The following is a 17,494-nucleotide window of genomic DNA, read 5'->3' on the forward strand; positions in this document are numbered from 1 at the left end:
CGCACCTCCTATTTATGGTATGGATGCTTAAAAATAATGCTTAAAGCCCTATAGATTTGCTCGCATAAGACAATTTTAGCCACTTCATGGCTAAAAGTCATCTCGCTCAAACTCCAAGCTTGACAATCCTTTAAAAAATTTTCTTCAAACCCATACGCTCCAGCGATAAAAAAATTAATATTAAGATGATTTTCTAACATTTTACTAAACGCAAAGCTATCGCCCCTTTGAGCTTTAGGGTGTAAGGCAATATTTTTTGCCTTAGGGTTTAAATACGGCTCAAAGGCTAGAGAATAGCTTTTTTGAGCGAGTTCTTTAGAAACTTTTTGAGCGTTGGCGGTATTTTTAGGGAATAAATCCACTAATTCCAGCTCGCAATCAAATTGCTTGCATTGCTTTTGATAGATTTTCACTAACTCTAAAGGCGAACTTTTAGCGATAGAATACACCACGCAACGCATCAGTATTAAAACTTTAAAAAATCTTTGAAGTTTTATGCATCATCATAGCGATCAAATCGCTCAAAGTTTTTTTCAAATCCTTCCTATGCACAATCATATCAATCAAGCCATGCTCTAACAAAAATTCCGCTGTTTGAAAGCCCTCAGGCAAATCCGCCCCTATAGTTTGCTTAATCACCCTAGGCCCTGCAAAACCTATCATCGCCCCAGGCTCTGCGATAATGAGATCCCCTAAAAAGGCAAAAGACGCGCTAACGCCCCCATAAGTGGGATCGCTTAAGAGCGAAATAAAAGGGAGTTTGGCCTCACTCAATCGGTTCAAAGCCGCGCTCGTTTTAGCCATTTGCATGAGCGAATAAGTGGATTCTTGCATCCTAGCCCCCCCACTCGCTGAAACAATCAATAACGCTTCTCTTTTAGCGACCGCGCGATTGATCGCTCTTACAATCTTTTCTCCCTCCACAGAGCCTAAACTCCCCCCCATAAAGCTGAAATCAAACACCACGATCTGCAAAGGCATGCGGTTGATTTTAGCCTCACCGCTGATCACTGAACTTGGGCGGTTAGTCCTTTTTTCGTATTTTTTAATGCGTTGTTTATAGCTCTCTTTATCCACGAAATTTAAAGGGTCATTAGGCCGTAAGTGCTTGTCAAACTCTTCAAAACTCCCCACATCGCACAGAAATTCAATCCTTTCAGCCGCCTTCATGCGGAAATGGTAATGGCATTTCAAGCACACGCTGTATTTACTAAACACTTCTTTATGATACATTAACGCATAACATTTAGGGCATTTCACCCAATGGTTTGGCTGTTCTTCCTTACTTGGTGCTGTCCGCAATTTATTGATCTTAAAATTTTTAAAGAAATCTGCAAATCCCATGTTTTTCCTTAATTTTGCAGTTTTGTTAGGATTGTATCCAAGTTTTGCTTATAATAAACAAAATTAGCTTAAGAGTAGTGATGCAAGGGTTTCTTTTACAAACACAAAGCATAAGGGATGAAGATTTGATCGTGCGCGTTTTAACCAAAAACCAGCTCAAAACCCTCTATCGTTTCTATGGCAAACGCCATAGCGTGCTGAATGTGGGGCGTAAAATTGATTTTGAAGAAGAAAACGATGATAAATTTTTACCCAAGTTAAGGAATATTTTGCATTTAGGCTATCTTTGGGAAAGAGAAATGGAGCGCTTGTTTTTTTGGCAACGCTTTTGCGCCCTCTTGTTCAAGCATTTAGAAGGCGTGCATTCTTTGGATAGTATCTATTTTGACACTTTAGATGATGGGGCTAACAAACTCGCCAAACAGCACCCCTTAAGAGTGATTTTAGAAATGTATGCCACGCTTTTGAATTTTGAAGGGCGCTTGCAAAGTTACAATTCTTGTTTTTTATGCGATGCAAAATTAGAGCGTTCTGTCGCTTTAGCGCAAGGGTTTATTCTAGCACACCCCTCTTGTTTGAAAACTAAAAGCCTGAATTTAGAAAAAATCCAAGCTTTTTTTCGCACTCAAAGCACGATTGATTTAGAAATAGAAGAAGTGGAAGAATTATGGCGCACGCTGAATTTAGGGTTTTGAAAGGTTAAAAATGAAATTTAAATTTTTGAATATGGATAATGAGAGCGGTTTTATTTTGATTGAAAAAGAATTGAAACGATTGGACATTCTCGCTCAAGTCAAAAAAGATTGCATTGAATTAAAAGGCGAGAATATCAAACAAGCAAGAATCTATCTTAAAACGCTTTTTAGCTCCAATATTGTGGAATTAGACGACCATCAAAAAAGCGCAAACGCTTTAATAGAGCGCTTGAAATCTTTAGGTTTAAAAATTGCGGTGGCTGAAAGCTGCTCTGGGGGGTTATTATCGCATGCATTCACTTCCATTAGCGGGGCTTCAGCGGTTTTTATGGGAGGTGTTGTGTGTTACAATGAAGAGGTTAAGCGCGAATTATTGAAAGTCAATGCCACGACTTTAAAAGTCTTTGGGGTTTATAGCGAAGAATGCGTGAAAGAAATGCTATTAGGCGTGTTTTTGAATTTTAAAGCGGATTTAGCGCTTGCGATAAGTGGGGTGGCTGGCCCTAATGGAGGGAGCAAGGCTAATCCTGTAGGCACGATTTATATTGGTGCGCAAAAATTAGGATCTCAAGCTTTAATTGATCGCTGTTTTTTTGAAGGGAACAGAGAAAGCATCCAAAATAAAAGCGTAGAGCATGCCCTAAACATGCTCGCTAGAATGCTATAAAACTACCTTAATGCACAAACGCTACCAAATTCTTTTTGAGCGACCTTAGCGATGTAAGCGATTTCATTATCATTAAGGTTTTCAACGCTCGCTTTTAAATACCTTTTGATTTGCTCAATCTGGCAACCCTCTAGCTTGATTTTCACCACAGCCACCCCAGATTTTAAATTCGTATAGGTGTCGGACACTTGAATCTTAGTCGCTAGGTAATTATAGATAGCGTAGCTGATATTCGTAGTCGTTTGCTCGGACTCATGGAATTGCTCCATGAAGCGTTTTTTATACCTCATCATGATTTCATGAAAAACCACGATCAAGCTCAATTTAGCGTTCAAAGTCGCTTGCTCAATCCCTAAATATTTATTATTAACAGGGATATACGCCACGCCCATTTCTTCATAGGGGACTTTAGGGTCTTCAAAAACCCAAGCAGGAGCATCAGATAATTCTGATTTCATGCCCTTTAAATCAGAAACTAAAATCCCATCATCTCTTAAAATACTCTTAGCGCTTAATGAAACGCTTGAAAACACCCCTAAAAGAGCGATTAAAACCATTCTTTTAAACAAAATGCCACTCCTTAAACTTTAATTTGGGTTTGATTATAGTTAAAAAGTTTTTGATTTTGTTTAATCACAACCAAGTAATTGCATCAACTTTTGATTTTCGTGATTTTTGGCTCGCTTCTGCCACCCTCTTACCCAATGCGATCAAACATGCGATTTTAGGCTTATTGATACGCTCTTCTAAAATCTCGCCCACTTTTAAAGGATCAAAGCCTCCAATAATGCAACTATCCAATCCCATTAAGCTCACGCCCATGCAAATTTGCCCCACAGCGATATAGCATTGCTCTAAAATATAGCTTTCTAATTTTTGCATGCTGTGGTTGAATCTCACGCCAAGCATTTGAGCAAAAGACGGGATCACTCTAACTTTATAAGACTCCGGATAGAGGTTTTGCATGTAGTGGCTGTGCGGTAACAACTCGCTGGGTCTTAAAGGGCATACCACCATTAACGCTGAAGCGCTTTTAATCATTTCTCCATTAAAATAGCTGTGTGCTGCAATTTGTTTTTTTACATCCTTATTAGTAACCATCACAAAACGCCATGGCTGCGTGTTGTAAGAGCTTGGCGATAGCCTGGCGATTTCAGCGATTTCTTCTAATTCTTCGCTAGAGAACTCGTAATGGCTATCAAACATCTTGCAAGAATGGCGCTCGTTTAATAATTGTCTTCTTTTTTCTTGATCCAAAAATTTCATTGATTTCCCTTTATTTTTTTAGAATTTTTCGTAGCATACAATAAAATCCCTAACGAAACAATTACCATAAGCAAGCTTAAAATCTGCCCCATGCTCAAATTCAAAAAATAAACCCCCATCTGGCTATCTGGCTCTCTGTAAAATTCCGCAATAAAGCGCATCAAGGAATACCCCAAGCCATAAACCACAATAAGCAACCCATGCGTTTTGGTGTGTTTTTTAGCCCACATTACCATTAAAAACACGATAACCCCCTCTAAAAACGCTTCAATCAATTGGCTGGGATAGCGCAATTCATTACCCACCATAATGCCTATGATTTGCCCTAAATGGCTGTCTTTGGGGACAATCCTCCCCACAAGCTCCTGGTTTAAAAAATTCCCAATCCTCCCAAAAACATACCCCAAAGGCAGGCTAATCGCAATCAAATCCAAATAAATCAAAAGCTTTTTTAGATCTTTACGGCTATAAAGATACGAAGCGATCAAAAACCCCACCAACCCCCCATGATAGCTCATCCCACGAATGCCTACAAAATCCCCATTGCTATCAAAAGGGTTAAAGATTTGCCAAAAATGCGTCAAATAATAGCTGGAATTAGGCTCATAAATAAGAATGTATCCTACCCTTGCCCCTAGCACAATGCCAAGCTCCGCCCATAGAAAATAACTCTCAAATTCCTTCCTTTCAATGGGGAATCGCTTGGGGTCTTTTTGGATCATTCTTAACGCCATATAAAAAGCGGTAACAATCGCGCACGCATACGCCAAACCATACCAATGCACTTCAATACTGCCAAGACTAAAAGCGATAGGGTTAAATTGATCATAAATCGTATTCCAAGCGTTCATGATCAATCCTTAAAATTCAAATTCTTTAGGGGGGATCGCTTCAAATTCATACCCTAGTAGCGCGATTTTATGCGCATGGAGCATCAAGCGTTTGGCTGAACTTGGCTCATTATTATAAAGCGTATCGCCTATAATGGGGTGGTTGATGTGCTTTAAATGGACTCTGATTTGATGCGTTCTTCCGGTTTTGATTCCCACTTTTAAAAGGGTTTTTTTGTTGATGATTTTTAAAGGCGTGATTATCGTAACCGCTTCTTGCCCTTTTTTAGAGATTTTACTGAAAGCTTTAGTGGTTTTAATCGTAAGAATGGGAGCGTTAATTTCTTGCTCTTCTTCTATAATGCCTTGAGCGAGCGCTAAATACTCCTTTTTAACCGCCCTGTCTTTAAAAGCCTTTTTAGCTTTTAAGTGGAATTCTGAATTTTCTTTCACCAATAAAATCACCCCGCTTGTTTCTTTATCCAAGCGGTGCAACAAAACCCAACCTTTGAAAAAAGAAACCAGATCATAGCTCTCTATAAAGGGAGGTTTAAAAAGGGCTAGAATGTTTTCATCTTCAAAAATCACGCTGGGTTTTTCAACCTTTTGGACGCTAAAATGCGTGTTTTTAGGTAATTCTTTTCTAGCAACCATCAATTTCTTCCCCCCTACACTCACTAACCCCAAATCAATCAAAGCTTTGGCTTTTTTATGCGAAATGTTTTCTTGAACGCTCAATATTTTATAAGCTTTTTCCATGTTTATCCTTATCCTTTTAATGTTTAATGAAGGCGAGCAATTCGTTTAAATCATGCCCGTTTTCTAAAAAACGCGCCACGCCTAAATTTTTGTAATCTAAAAGAGCGTCTAACAAATCCTCTTTTTGAACGATTTTATAAGGCTTGATTAATTCAAACAACGCTACTTGGTTGAAAATATACTCCCCTGTGATCAAGCGTGCATTAAAAAACGCCGGCTCTAAAGGGTTATGCCCCCCCATTTTGACAAACGAACCCCCTAAAATGACAATATCTGCGATTTGATAGAAGTTATTCAATTCCCCCAAGCGATCCACTAACAAAATATCGCATTCCACAAAACCCTTTGAAGAAAAACACTCCCAACTAAAACGAGTCGTTTTTAAAGCGTCTTGCAATAAATTTTGCACGCTTTTAAAACGCTCAGGGTGGCGCGGCACGACAAAAAGCCTTGCGTTTTTATGCGTCTTTTTGAACTCCAAGAACGCTTTTAACCCTAATTCCTCCTCACTCTCATGCGTGCTGGCTAAAACAATGTTTAAAGCGCTTGGGTTTTTAGGGTAAAACGAAGCGGTTACAGGCTTTGAAAAACGCTTGATATTCAAAAAATCCACCACTTTTTTTGCCCCTAGATTCAACAAGCGCTTTTTATCGTCCTTGCTTTGCGCTAAAACCAAATCAATGCGTTTGAATAAAAGTACATAAAAAAAAGAAAAACGCTGGTATTTAGGGTAAGAACGAATGCTGATGCGAGCGTTAATGAGCATGGTTTTTGCCCCTAATTTTTGAGCCGTATCAAACACATTAAACCACAATTCCGCTTCTGTAACCACCAAAGTTTTTAAGCGTTTTAAATTTTTTTTCCATGCAAATAATAGGGTTTCAAAAGGCAAGTAACGCACTTCTATATGCTCCAAATTCTGGTAAGTTTGAGCGGCTAATTCAAAACCGGTATTAGTGGTAACGCTAATTAAAATCGGCTCTTTTAAAGCTTGAATGATTGGCTCTAAGGATTTGACCTCCCCATAAGAGCATGCATGAAACCAAAAAACCGGCTCGCTTTTTAAAAGATTGTCTTTGAGAAAAAAACGAGCTTTCAAAGAATGGCGGTATTTTTCTTTAAAACTCCAAAAAAAGATGAAAGGCGCACCAAGAAGATGCCCCAAAGTTAAAAATAAAAGGTAGAAAAACTTAAACAATCAAACTAATTCTTGGCTTTCTTTTGGAGGTTGAGCGCTGTTTTCATACGCGTCCTCAGCGTATAAAATACGCCCGCAATACGGGCAAGTGATCATATCCCCACTCGTTAGCACTTCAGTATAAATCTTATCGTTCAATCTAATAAAACAACCCCCACAAGCCTGTTTTTTGATCGTTACAATGCTCGTGTTTTTCGCCCATCTTCTAATCCTTTCATAAAAGCTATAGATTTTAGGCTCGGTTTTTTCCACGAGATCTTCTTTCTTTTTAAAGATGATTTGTTGGGTTTCTTTGATGTTTTTGACTTCGTTTTCCACTAAGCTTTCCAATTCCAACGCCAATTTTTCAAGCTCTAGCATTTCTTTTTTCAAATCCTCTTGTTTTTCGCTTTTGTGCTTGATTTCATTTTGCAGGTTTTCAATTTCTCTGTTGGCCTGGTTGGATCGCTCTTTAGCAATATCTTCTTCAATGTTTAAAGAGCGCAATTCCCTTTCGGATTTGATCTCGCTCATTTTCTTTTGGATGCTGGCGATTTTAGCGTTTGCGTCTTGTAAGGTTTGCTCGTTTTTAGAAACCTGTAATTTTAGGGCTAATTTTTCCTCTTCTAAATTCAAAATCGCTTTATTTTTAGCTTCTTTATCATTCAAGGCTTTATCCAAGTCTTTGCGTTTTTCTCTGATCAATGGCTCTAAGGAGTCAATTTCTTTATCCAAATGCGAAATTTCAATCAATTGTTTGAGATGGGTGTTCATCGCTTTCCTTTAAATGATTTGCAAGGGGTTTTTAAAATTCTCTATTGTAACCAAATAATTGAAAGAATGCAAAATTTCAGCCACAATCAGCGCAAAACCCCTTTCGCTATAATAATGCGTGGCGTCAATCAAGCTTATCCCTAAAGATTGAGCGATCATAGCGTCATGGTATTTCACATCGCCTGTAACCAAACAGCTTTGCGCTTTTAAAGAAGAGAACATGGACGCTCCCGATCCGCACACAAACGCTAAATCTTTAATGATTGGAGAACTTTTGACACACGCCAATAATCCCACCCCTAAAGAAGATTTGATTTTTTTTACCAACGCATCAAATTCTATATTAGCGTTTTCTTTCACTAACATAAGGCCTTTTTCCATCAAGCCATCAAACCCTAAAAGCACGCTAGCGAAATGCTTGTTTAAATGCGTTTTGTCAAAATTCGTGTGCATGCTGATGACTGAAATGTTTTTTTGGATTAAAATTTTTAAAATATTACCCGGATAAGCCTCATCATTAAGCGTTTTTAAGGGCTTGAAAATTAAAGGGTGGTGCGTGATGATTAGGGCGTTTTTGGGAGCGTTTAGAGCGATTTTAAGCGTGATTTCTAAGCATGCAATAATCTGGCTAAACTCATGGTTTTCACTCCCCACATTCAACCCGCTATTATCCCATGATTCTTGAAGTTCAAAAGGCGAAATGCGCTCTAAAACTTCCAACACTTCCTTAACTAACGCCATTTTAAGCCTTTGTTAAAGCGTTTTTTAAACGCTCTTCCCTCTCTTCTTCTTGCTCTTTATAAAGAATGGCGCACCCTTTTGCCAAATCCCTGATTTGTAAAATATAATTTTGCCTTTCAGCCACCGAAATCGCTTTTCTGGCGTCTAAAATATTGAAAAAATGCGAGCATAGCATCACAAAATCATAAGCCGGTAGCGGGAGCTTGTTTTCCAAGCAATGCAAGGCTTCGGCTTGAGCGTTTTTAAACATTTCTAACAGCCTTTTCACGCTCGCTATTTCAAAATGATACTTGCTAAATTCGTATTCGCTTTCTAAATGCACTTGCGCGTAATTCACGCTGTCATGATCTTTTTTAGCCCATTCAATCTCTAGGATATTTTCCACTTTTTGGACATACATCGCTAATCTTTCTAAGCCGTAAGTGATTTCTACAGGGATAGGGTTACAAGCAATGCCCCCCACTTGCTGGAAATAAGTGAATTGCGTAACTTCCATGCCATCAAGCCACACTTCCCAGCCAAGTCCCCATGCCCCCAAAGTCGGACTCTCCCAATTGTCTTCTACAAATCGTATATCATGCTCATTAAGGTTTATCCCTAACACTTCTAAGCTTTTTAAATAGAGTTCTTGGATATTAGAAGGGCTTGGCTTGATGACCACTTGGAATTGGTAATAACTCCCCAAGCGGTTAGGGTTTTCCCCATAACGCCCATCAGTAGGCCTTCTAGAGGGCGCGACATACGCCACATTCCACGGCTTTTTATCCAAACTCCTTAAAAGCGTGGCCGGGTGGAATGTCCCAGCTCCTGCAGGAATATCATAAGGTTGGATCACCAAACAGCCTTGATTCTTCCAATACTCCTGTAATTTTAATAATAAACTTGAAAAATCTTGCATGCTCTCTTTCCTTTTAAGCGCGTCTGATCAAATCGTTCATGCTCTCTAGCACACTCTTACCCCTTAAAAGCAAGGCTAATTCGCTCGCAATGGGCGTATAAATGCCGTATTTTCTAGCGATTTCCACAATGGCGTTGGTCGTTTTCACCCCTTCAGCCACTTCGCCTAATTCTTCTAAAACCACCTCTAAAGGCTTGTTTTGGGCTAACCCCAAACCCACACGATAATTCCTAGATAAAATAGAATTAGCGGTTAAAAACAAATCCCCAGCCCCAGAAAGCCCTAAAAAAGTCTCCGTCTTGCCCCCAAAGAACGCCCCAAAGCGTTGCATTTCCACCAAACCCCTAGACAATAAACTCGCTTTAGCGCTATTGCCTAATTTCAAGCCATCACAAACCCCCCCAGCAATGGCTATCACATTTTTATACGCGCCAGCGATTTCACCCCCTATGATGTCTTGTTGGGCGTAGGCTCTGATAAAAGAGGGGGTTTTATTGGCAAATTCTAGCGCTAAAGCCTGATTATTAGAATGAATGACTAACGCGCAAGGCAGGCCTTGAATGATTTCAGCCGCAAAACTCGGACCCGCTAAAAAACACAAAGAATTAGGATCGATAAAATCCTTTGCGATCTCGCTCACAAACGCCCTGTTTAAAACCTCTATCCCTTTAGAAGCGATTAAAACCTTAGCGTTTTTGGGTAAAGAAGCGTTTTGAAACCATTCCCTTAGATGCTGCACGCTAATAGCGATGACATAGAGCGCTGCTTTCAAGCCTCTTTGTAAATCCACTTGCTCTATGGGGGCAGAACCTTTAGAAATCAAAGCGTCATTGAGCTTTTTTAACGGCTCGTTTAGATCGCGCCTTGAAATGATTTTGACTTCATTCTTTTCTCCAAAAGCAAAGGCTAAAGCCCTCCCCCACGCCCCGCCACCAAATACTGCAATTTCCATTAAATTCCTAATCTCATTGATTGTAAAACTCACCATTTTACAATAATAAGTTTAAAATAGCCCTTACATTCAAAACGCTGTCTTTGATTAAAAATAGAGTAGTTTAAAAAATTTTTTAAATTTTAAAAAATGGGGTTTTAATTACTTTGTTTTAAGCTCATTTTTAAGGGGATAGAGGGTATTTTGAAACCATTCCCCCCTACAACTAAAAACCACCCAAGAAAACCGCTTTTTAAAAGCTACCGCTTGCTTTTCGCAAGCTCTTTTATTTTGATTGTAAAAAATGCTTTTAGCATTTTTAAATCTTAATTGCTGTTTTCTTATTTGCCAAACAAATCATTAAAAAGACTTTCAAAAAAACCTGGCTTTTCGCCATTTCTCCACTTTCGCAACTCGTTTTGAAACTCGCTATCATTTAACCATTCTTGATAACCTCTCTCATTTGCTTCTTTAAAGCCCTTAAGTCTTAGCAAATTCCCCAAAGAAAATTCCGATTCGAGCAGTTCGTTGTGATATTCTATTCGCTCTCTGTGTTCTCGGATTTCTTCTTGGCTCAAATCCCAAGAGTCTATACCATACATGTTGAACTCCTTGTAAAACAGCACCATTTTTTTGATCTCTTCAAACTCCCGGCGGTTTGTTTCTTCCGGTGTGTTTCTTAAATCCCTCCACTCTCGCAAACCGTTTTGAAACTCGCTATCATTCAAGCATTCTTGATAAACTTCATTGTTTCTTTCTTTGTATCCTTTAAGTATTGACAAGTTTTTTAAAGAATAGTCTAGTTGGAGCAATTTATTATCATAATCCATGCTCTCTCTTACTTTTTGGATCTCTTCTTGGCTCAAATCATAACACTCCAAATAATACATGCTGCGATCCCTAAAATACAACACCATTTTTTTGATCTCTTCAAACTCCCGGCGGTTTGTTTCTTCCGGTGTGTTTCTTAAATCCCTCCACTCTCGCAAACCGTTTTGAAACTCCTCATCGTTTAAGAACTCTTGATAGTCTTCATCCTCTTCTTCTTTTTCTTTAAATTCCCTAAGCCTTGACAAGTTTTGTAAAGAATAGTCTAGCTGGAGCAGTTCATTACAAGAATCTATTTCCTCTCTTGCTTCTTTGATTTGTTTTTTATTCAGATCATAGCAATCCAAACCAAACAAAGCGCAATCCCTACAATCCAACACCATTTTTTTGATCTCTTCAAACTCCTGGTAGTTTTCTTCATCGTCCTCTTCATCATCGTTTTCTTCTTTGTATTTTTCCCAAGTATAAGCACTCACACGATCAAAAACTTTATCAATGCTCTTTTTGAACAGATCCATCACTTCTTCCAACCGCTCCAAACTCTCTTGCTTGGCTCGTTCTTTTTGGGAAAACTCCCTCTTTAAAGTCTCAATCCTCCCAAAAATTTTGTTGCCGAAATCATCAAATCCTTTTTGCATCAGATCCAGCTCGAGAGAACGCAACTCTTTCTGATAGCGTTTGAACTTGCTCAGATCTTCTTTGATAGCCTTTTCATACGCCAAACGCACATTGTATAAAACGCTTAAAATTTCTTTTTGTTTTTCGCTCCTTTTGTCCAAAGAGCGCAAGAATCCCTCAAGCGGCGTGAAAATGGAGCTGTTTTCATTGATTTCTTTGCTCCTTTCATGGTCTTCAGAGCTATGAGTGCCAATCCCATAAATCTCTACGCCCTTATCTTCTAAAATTTCTCTGATATTGGTAGCGATTTTTTCTAAATCGTTTTTTGTCTTCATGTCAGCCTTATTCAACACGATAAAAACTTGCTTACCGTGTTCTTCGTATAATTCTTGCAAATAGTCTAAATCATCGCTCTGAATTGTCCCATGCTGGCAGTCAATGACCCACAGAATGTATTTGGCGTTCGCAAGGTATTCTTCAGAGGCTTGTCTGTCCCCACCCGTATAGCCTTGATTGGAGGGGTTATAGCCAGGCGTGTCTATGAAGCATAAGTGTTTGAAGGGCAGTGGGGCGCTCAAGATCATGAAAGGCATGATGCTCTTAAGGTCAAAGTCAAAGGCGTTTAGGGTCTTATGGTCAAAAGAAAAATCAGGCAGCTCCACCACGCCTCCATTTTGAGAGTGCCCCATCAAAACTTCTCTCTCACCCTTCAAGCAATAAGTGGGAATCGCTGTGGTTTTATCAAGTCCTATGGGGAGCTTTAACCCCAGTAAATGGTTCAAAAAGCTGGATTTGCCCGCGCTAAAACCTCCCCCCACCGCAACCATGCTCTTTTGAAACAAACTAGGGTAGCTCGCTACTAATTGCAATTCGTTACCAAGCTCTTGGAGGGTGCGCAGCGCCACCGCCTGCTCTTTGAACTCCACTTCATTAGAGAACGCCAAAAACTCGTTATCCAAGATGCGCTGGTATTCTGCTAACCCTTCATTTTCAATTTTGGCGTTTAAAACGCGCACGATCACGCCATGTTGCTTCTTCAAACGCTCCAGCTCTGAATCGTGGCTCTCATTTTCGTGAGCTTCCAAATCTTCAGAACTTTTTAAATTTTTAAACCAATCAATACCCACAATACCCATTAGATCTCCTTTAAAGCTTTGATTTGTTTCTCTATTTGAGCGAGCGATTCTTGTTGGTTTTCAGCTTGCTTTTTCAAGTCTTTTGCACTTTCTACCAATTTTGAAATCAGATTGCTGCCAAAATTTTGTCCCAATAAATTTTTTCTCAAACCATCCACATAAGTATCCGCATCGTCATGGGCTTTCCTTGTGAAATCCCTCACATAGCGTTCTGCAGTGCTCATAAACTCAATAGCGTCATCATCTTTTAACATACCGGTGGCGTTTGCTACCTTTTTAGGAAGCTTGTCAGCGTAATCAAACTTTTTAAATTTGATCTTATCCGTAACGGCATCCACGCTCTTTTTGAGCTCTCTCTCATCAATCAAACTATCATCATGGATGATTCCACGCAAGACGGGAAAGACCTTTTGATAAATTCCTTTTCTAAAATCGCTCTCAAAAGTTCTGACGCTCTTGTTCAAAATTTCTTGGCATTCTCTGTTCATCTCTTCCAAATAATCCACCACCGCTCCGGCTTTGACAATCGTTATTTCTCTTGAGCACTCAACCTCATCATAGCCCCAACTCTTTTCACCAAAAAGATCGCCAAAAAAACCTTTAACATCTCCAAAAAAGCCATCTTGCTTCACTCTCTCGGTGTAATACTCTGTCTTTTCTTCTTTTTCTCTTGTAGCGCTATTTTTAGCCGCTTTTATGAATTTTTCCAGATCGCTATTCAGACTCTTTCTAATACTCTCCAATAACTCTCCTGTGTATTCCCTATACGCTTCATGGGATTTGTCTTTGATTTCATTAGCGAGTTTGTCATACTCTTTTAACTGCTCAGAAATCTTCTTCAGATCGGCGTTTTTGATCCTGTCTTTTTCTGACTCCAATTCTTCCAAGAGGTTTGCCACTAATAAAGAGAGGTTGTCGGCTTGAGCTTTTAGGTATTCTTGCAGTCTTTGAGAAATAATGTTTTCTTTTTCTTTGGCGGCTTCTTCTAAACGCTCTTTAATCGCACCCATATTGCTTAAGAGCAGTAAATTTTCTTTAGATTTATCACCGCTACTGAAAGCGTCAGGGTAATCGTTTGTCAAATTCTCCCATGCGAGCTGATACTCTTCTTTTTCTCTTTCCCAAGAAGCTTGGTTTTTGAAATCCTTATACATGCTGTAGCAAATCCCTGAAGTCAAAATGACGCCGTTTTTGATCGCGCTTTCAAAGATCTCTTGTTGATGGGGGTATTTTTTCTTCAACAAACTCATGGTCGCATTGAGGGAAGATGAAAGGATCTTTTGCACATTTTCTAAGGCTGTGGGGAGGTGGTGGCGAGAGTTTTCCACTTCACTGGGAGTGCAGACAGCAGAGTCTGCTTGACTCGCCACAAAATAAACCCTCTGAATGCCTTCTTTCTTAGAAACCCTGTCAAACAAATCCATGTCGCTATCCGTTAAAAACTGATTGGAAGGGCTTATCACAAACACCACATCGCATTCTTTCAACAAGGCTTTGGTGCGTGCCTCTCTTGAGACAATCGGATCGTTCACGCCCGGGGTGTCAATGATTTCTAAATTTTTAAGGTTGGGGTTATTCAAAGAAATTTGCACCGCATTGGTGTATGGCGTGTATTTTCCCTCTGGGCTCACATAATCTTTTAAAGTCTTACTGAGATTCTCCAAGCTCTTGGCATGGATATGCGGATCTAGATGACCATGTTTGATACCACTTTTTTTCATTTTTTCGTATTGATCGTGCGATGCCTTAAGCCTTGTATCTTTTAACTTGGTTTCGGCAATTTTTTGAGCTCTTTCTCGTATTTCTTCAGAACTCAAGATTTTCTGTTTGGGCGCTTTTTCATCGCTTTTGTTTCTGCGAACCATACCTATTGCTGCTTGTTTCCATTCTTTAGCCCTATTCAAAAGACCTTGTTGCTTCTCTTCAAGCTTTTTGACTTCTTCGCTAACGATTTCTTTGAATTTCTCTTCATACCTCTCATGATCTCTTTTGAGCTCTTCAATGTCTTGTTCGTCATAAAACTGCGCCTCAACACTCAGACTTTGAGCGTATTTTAAAATAGTAAGGCTAGCAGTCATGGGCGTTGCTGCTTTGGGTAAAACCTCTTTTCCCTCAAAAATCAAAGCGTTTAAGAGCGAGCTTTTACCCGCTTTCACGCGCCCAATAATGCCGACTTTAAGCCCCCTATTTTCAGCTTGCATGCCCTTTAGCGTTTTCTCTAACTCTTCTGTTTTAATCACAGCGTTTTCGCTGATAAAAGGCCCGTCTTTTTCTTGCAAGCCTTGTTTTTCTATCACTTTTTCAATTAAAGCGCTTTTTTGAATGAGTTCTTGAGCGTTCATTTTAATACTTTAAATATTGTTGTTCTAAACCGCTTAAAGCGTTGATCTTATTTTCTAAAATTTGTTTTTGCGCTTCTAGATCGTTTAGGTGTTTCTCTTTTTCTTTTTGCGCGAGCGCGATTTCTTGTTTTTTATGCGTGATTTCTAATTCGCACTAATCTTTTAAAGATTTTAGGGAATTTTCCAAAGCCTCATTAAACAAGCCTGGTAAAACTTTTTTAAGGCTGTGTTGAACCTCTGGTATCACTTTGATTTCAATCAGATTTTCTAATTTCGAGCGCTCTTTTTCTTCATTCCTAAAGAATGAAGCAATGATATTGGGCAACAATGGCAGTAAATCTTTTAAAAGAGGTTTTAACTCTTGTAAAATCAGCGCGAATGGTCTTGTAACCGGATTCTTGGATAGAAACAAGCTTAAAGCGTTGATCCCTAATTCAATCCCACGCTCTAAATTCACAGACAAATCGCTAGGAAGCTTGCGTGTTGTTCAAGCTTTCAAATTCCGCATGGAAATCTTTTAAAAAGGAAAGGTTGGTTTTTTCAATCTCTAATTTAGCGTTTTTGATCAAGCTTTGTTGCATGACGCTTTCTATTTCGCTATTAAGCTCGTCAGGCTTGTTGATTAAAGAGGCTAAATAAGGTTTTTGCTCCCTTACATATTCTATTACTTTTTTAACCACAGATCCCACAGCCACGCTAGAATACTCTTCTTCTAAATTAGCCCTTAATTTTTCATAGGTTTTTTCAATGCCTTTAACGCCCAAATCCAAAGCTTCGATCTCTTCTAAAGCCTTTTCTTTAGAGTAATCAAAGCTTTTAATCACGCTTTTTAGGCTGTTTTGTAACTAGGAATTTAAAAACTTCAATCGTTCCAAATACAAAGAGCTAAAAAGCTTTTCAGCGTCTATTTTATCCGCTACTTCTAAAAGAGCGTTATTGTCTTTATCAGAATAAATAAGATGCGTTGTCAAATCAAGGTGATCTTGGATTTGATCTTGAATAATATAGTGAGAGATTTCTTCTACTTGCGAAGGCGTTCTTAAATTCGTTTTACTCAAAATAAAACTAAGACCTTTGTCAAACTCTAAAAGGTTTTTTAATTCCCTAACCATGCGTTTAGTGAGACTGCTCTCTTCTGCGCTTGTGAGAATGACAAAATGCACGCCTCTTTCTAAATATTCCAAAATGGCATGGGTGTGGCTTGAAATAGGGCTATCAAAGCTTGGCATATCCACAAACACTAAAGGAGCGCTGTTTTTCAAAGCTTCATTATTCAAATAAACCTTAAGGTAGGAATACTTAGGCGCATTTTCTTTAATAATCTCAAAACTTTGCTCATTCAGTTCAAAACTTTCTGCTTTTTCATCATTGTTTGAAAAAGCTTCTATGCGTTCATTGGCGCTATAGTGCAACTCTGTGGCTAAAGAAGTCTCTGGCGTGATAGCGGTAGGCAAAACGCTCTTTAAAGCGGTTCAATAGCGTGCTTTTCCCTGCACTAAAATTCCCCACAACGGGTATCACAAGCTGTTGTTTTTGAATGCTTGCTTAAAAGCGTGGAACATTCTTTTTTATCAATCTCTACTTCTTTTAAAACTTCTAAAACCTGTTCTAAAAACTTCACAAAATTCGTCTGTGCACGTAAAACCATCATCAATCCTTTATAATTAAAATCTAAAATCCAAACAAGATGCAAAAATCCCCAAAAAAGGTTTATATGGGTGTGGGTTTATATGGGGGTGAAAAGATAAAGCGGCTGACTAGAGAGAGAGAGAGAAGGCGAATTTTTAAGAATAACAATCATTACAAATTCCTAACACAATTTATACGGCTCTTATTATACTCAATTTCACAAAACAATTTTGATAGCTGGCATTAAATCGTTGTTTTCTTCTATTTTTAGCATCCTCACATCTTTAACACAGATCGCAAAGCTTGGTATCTGCTTGGCTAAAATTTGCACCGTGGCAACGCAAGTAACGGCGTTGATGGTCTCATCGCCAAAATACACGCTGCCTTGTTGCCATTTAAAGCCATGTTGCTCCATGAACTTACGAATATCCGAATGAACTTTTGAGAGATTCACTGCGTTTTCGTTCAGGCAATTGGTGTCAAGATCAAAGGTTACAGCATACATCTTCACTCCTTTATCAGTTTGTGTTATAGCATATTTTACTGAAATCCGTTTGATTAGCGCATGCGTTTTACAACCCATGCGTTTGCGAATAAAACAATTTCATTTCTTTGGAAGCGAACTGATTTTTTAGCGCTTTTGCTAGAGATAAAGCGATCTCATCGCTTAAAAAAAGCTTGAATTTAGCGTAATCCTTGCGCCCACTCACCTGCTCTTTTTGGCTTAAAAGCAAAGAAGAAGCGGCGTATTTATAGCATTCCACATAAAAAAAATCATCAAAGCCTTTTTCAAACAAATAATCTATTAAAGCGTCTTTCAAACAAATATCAATATAAATTTCTAAAGCGAGCATGTGAA

The 17,494-nt window shown here is 38.9% G+C and carries 17 protein-coding genes and 1 pseudogene; 2 read left to right on the forward strand and 16 right to left on the reverse strand.

From position 1 onward, the window contains the following. Positions 1–8: 8 nt before the first annotated feature. Both rlmH and accD read right to left on the reverse strand, forming a co-directional pair. A complete protein-coding gene (gene rlmH / locus HPSH112_RS04845; protein ID WP_001203873.1) occupies positions 9–461 on the reverse strand; it encodes a 23S rRNA (pseudouridine(1915)-N(3))-methyltransferase RlmH in 453 nt (150 codons plus the stop codon). A gap of 13 nt (positions 462–474) precedes the next feature. Beyond that, on the reverse strand, positions 475–1,344 hold the full coding sequence (accD, locus tag HPSH112_RS04850; RefSeq protein WP_000505031.1) for an acetyl-CoA carboxylase, carboxyltransferase subunit beta: 870 nt from the start codon (positions 1,342–1,344) through the stop codon (positions 475–477). 80 nt (positions 1,345–1,424) lie between these two features. Between accD and recO the strand changes: the two genes are divergently transcribed. Continuing rightward, complete coding sequence (gene recO, locus HPSH112_RS04855) at positions 1,425–2,039, forward strand: recombination protein RecO (RefSeq protein WP_014534432.1); 615 nt, start codon at positions 1,425–1,427, stop codon at positions 2,037–2,039. Positions 2,040–2,049: 10 nt separating this feature from the next. After that, positions 2,050–2,706, forward strand: a complete 657-nt coding sequence (locus tag HPSH112_RS04860) for a nicotinamide-nucleotide amidohydrolase family protein (protein WP_000669207.1) — start codon at positions 2,050–2,052, stop codon at positions 2,704–2,706. Positions 2,707–2,708: 2 nt separating this feature from the next. Here HPSH112_RS04860 and HPSH112_RS04865 read toward each other — a convergent pair whose 3' ends face one another. The 14 genes and pseudogenes from HPSH112_RS04865 to HPSH112_RS04930 all read right to left on the reverse strand — a co-directional run bounded on the left by HPSH112_RS04865 (position 2,709) and on the right by HPSH112_RS04930 (position 17,489). After that, positions 2,709–3,275, reverse strand: a complete 567-nt coding sequence (locus tag HPSH112_RS04865) for a hypothetical protein (protein ID WP_000476671.1) — start codon at positions 3,273–3,275, stop codon at positions 2,709–2,711. Positions 3,276–3,339: 64 nt separating this feature from the next. Then, positions 3,340–3,972 (reverse strand): oxygen-insensitive NAD(P)H-dependent oxidoreductase RdxA, encoded by a 633-nt coding sequence (gene rdxA / locus HPSH112_RS04870; RefSeq protein ID WP_000670101.1) that lies wholly within the window; start codon positions 3,970–3,972, stop codon positions 3,340–3,342. Continuing rightward, a complete protein-coding gene (gene lgt / locus HPSH112_RS04875) occupies positions 3,969–4,823 on the reverse strand; it encodes a prolipoprotein diacylglyceryl transferase (protein WP_000995099.1) in 855 nt (284 codons plus the stop codon). The genes rdxA and lgt overlap by 4 nt, the downstream gene beginning before the upstream one ends. Before the next feature lie 9 nt (positions 4,824–4,832). Then, a complete protein-coding gene (locus HPSH112_RS04880; protein WP_000409608.1) occupies positions 4,833–5,561 on the reverse strand; it encodes an RluA family pseudouridine synthase in 729 nt (242 codons plus the stop codon). A 16-nt stretch (positions 5,562–5,577) separates the two neighbouring features. Further along, positions 5,578–6,759, reverse strand: a complete 1,182-nt coding sequence (waaA, locus tag HPSH112_RS04885; protein ID WP_000472192.1) for a lipid IV(A) 3-deoxy-D-manno-octulosonic acid transferase — start codon at positions 6,757–6,759, stop codon at positions 5,578–5,580. Continuing rightward, entirely contained in the window at positions 6,760–7,512 is a 753-nt protein-coding gene (locus tag HPSH112_RS04890) for a zinc ribbon domain-containing protein (protein ID WP_001091743.1), read from the reverse strand. A 9-nt stretch (positions 7,513–7,521) separates the two neighbouring features. Then, complete coding sequence (locus HPSH112_RS04895; protein ID WP_001229705.1) at positions 7,522–8,253, reverse strand: GTP cyclohydrolase I; 732 nt, start codon at positions 8,251–8,253, stop codon at positions 7,522–7,524. A 1-nt stretch (position 8,254) separates the two neighbouring features. Continuing rightward, positions 8,255–9,151 carry a glycine--tRNA ligase subunit alpha gene (glyQ, locus tag HPSH112_RS04900; protein WP_001150909.1) on the reverse strand — a complete coding sequence of 299 codons (897 nt, stop codon included), beginning with the start codon at positions 9,149–9,151 and terminating at the stop codon, positions 8,255–8,257. 13 nt (positions 9,152–9,164) lie between these two features. After that, on the reverse strand, positions 9,165–10,103 hold the full coding sequence (locus HPSH112_RS04905) for an NAD(P)H-dependent glycerol-3-phosphate dehydrogenase (protein ID WP_000401707.1): 939 nt from the start codon (positions 10,101–10,103) through the stop codon (positions 9,165–9,167). Positions 10,104–10,423: 320 nt separating this feature from the next. Further along, positions 10,424–12,664 carry a dynamin family protein gene (locus HPSH112_RS04910; protein WP_000513318.1) on the reverse strand — a complete coding sequence of 747 codons (2,241 nt, stop codon included), beginning with the start codon at positions 12,662–12,664 and terminating at the stop codon, positions 10,424–10,426. Next, on the reverse strand, positions 12,664–15,006 hold the full coding sequence (locus HPSH112_RS04915) for a dynamin family protein (RefSeq protein WP_000993661.1): 2,343 nt from the start codon (positions 15,004–15,006) through the stop codon (positions 12,664–12,666). Before HPSH112_RS04915 ends, HPSH112_RS04910 begins: the two co-directional genes overlap by 1 nt. A 1-nt stretch (position 15,007) precedes the next feature. Further along, positions 15,008–16,654, reverse strand: a pseudogene (locus HPSH112_RS08785) (dynamin family protein). Between the two features lie 198 nt (positions 16,655–16,852). Then, positions 16,853–17,140, reverse strand: a complete 288-nt coding sequence (locus HPSH112_RS04925) for a virulence factor (protein ID WP_000271449.1) — start codon at positions 17,138–17,140, stop codon at positions 16,853–16,855. Positions 17,141–17,207: 67 nt separating this feature from the next. Beyond that, positions 17,208–17,489, reverse strand: coding sequence for a DUF3240 family protein (locus HPSH112_RS04930; protein WP_000880304.1), 282 nt, complete (start codon positions 17,487–17,489; stop codon positions 17,208–17,210). Between the last annotated feature and the right edge of the window lie 5 nt (positions 17,490–17,494).

Source organism: Helicobacter pylori Shi112 (genome assembly GCF_000277405.1).
Lineage (GTDB): Bacteria > Campylobacterota > Campylobacteria > Campylobacterales > Helicobacteraceae > Helicobacter > Helicobacter pylori_C.